Raw genomic sequence first — 827 nt, 5'->3', positions numbered from 1 at the left:
GCGGGTGCAGCACGCCGTCGTACTCGGTGGGCTGCTGCCCCAGCGCGCACGGGGTGGCGACGACCCAGCGCTGCTCGACGACGGTGATGTTGAGGCAGACGTGGTGGCCCAGCAGTCGCAGCATCCAGGTGTCCTCGAACCCCGGGCGGCCGAAGAACGTCGCGAAGTACGAGTCCGACGTGCGCCAGCTCTGCAGCGCCGGGCCGAGGAAGTCCTGCTCGTGGTCCCGCAGCACGTGCTCCAGCTGTGGGATCGCCAGCACCTTGGTGAACGTGCGCAGCGGCACGGCGTGGCGCACGAGATCCCACAGCAGCACCTTCTGGTGCCGGTCCAGGCGGTGCAGCGGGATCCCGGTGCGGTCCGGTCGGGGGATGATGTCCCAGTCCAGCCGGCGCGGGTCGTCGAAGTCGGCGATCACCGCCTCCGCGCGCTGCTCGGGGGCGAGGGTGTCCAGGAACCCCATCGCGGTGACGAGGAGCCTCGTCGCCGTCGCGGGGGCCTCGTACGGGCTGCTCATGGTTTCTCCTGCGCGATGTCGTGGCCGCCGCGGGGGGCCTGGGGTCGGTCGGTGGTCGCGGGCCGGTCCGGGACGGGGCGCTGGCGTGCCAGCCGGCGACGCAGCCGCCCGCCCGGCTCGGTGGCCGCCAGCGCGGTCAGCTCCTCCTCCAGCACCCGCGCCAGCCGGGCGGCGAAGGCGCGCGGTTCGGCCGCGGCGTCGGGCAGTTCGGGCACGACGACGTCGACGATCCCCTCGCGCAGCAGGGCCCGTGCGTCGATCGACTGCTCCTCGGCCATCCGTGCCGCGTGGGCGGTGTCGCGGTGCACGA

At 73.9% G+C, this 827-nt stretch carries 1 protein-coding gene and 1 pseudogene; both read right to left on the bottom strand.

Features of this window, described 5'->3' with window-relative positions; translation table 11 throughout:
- The coding region (locus tag ABEB16_RS22195; RefSeq protein ID WP_345714327.1) for a DUF3500 domain-containing protein at window positions 1-517 on the bottom strand (517 nt) is incomplete at its 3' end.
- Window positions 514-827: pseudogene (locus ABEB16_RS22190) on the bottom strand (hypothetical protein); the annotation flags it as partial. The pseudogene ABEB16_RS22190 and the gene ABEB16_RS22195, both read right to left, overlap by 4 nt.

Source organism: Kineococcus glutinatus (assembly GCF_039542765.1).
In the GTDB taxonomy this organism is placed as follows: domain Bacteria; phylum Actinomycetota; class Actinomycetes; order Actinomycetales; family Kineococcaceae; genus Kineococcus_A; species Kineococcus_A glutinatus.
The sequence above is the reverse complement of the archived record's forward strand: the minus strand, read 5'-3'. Positions and strand labels throughout refer to the sequence as shown.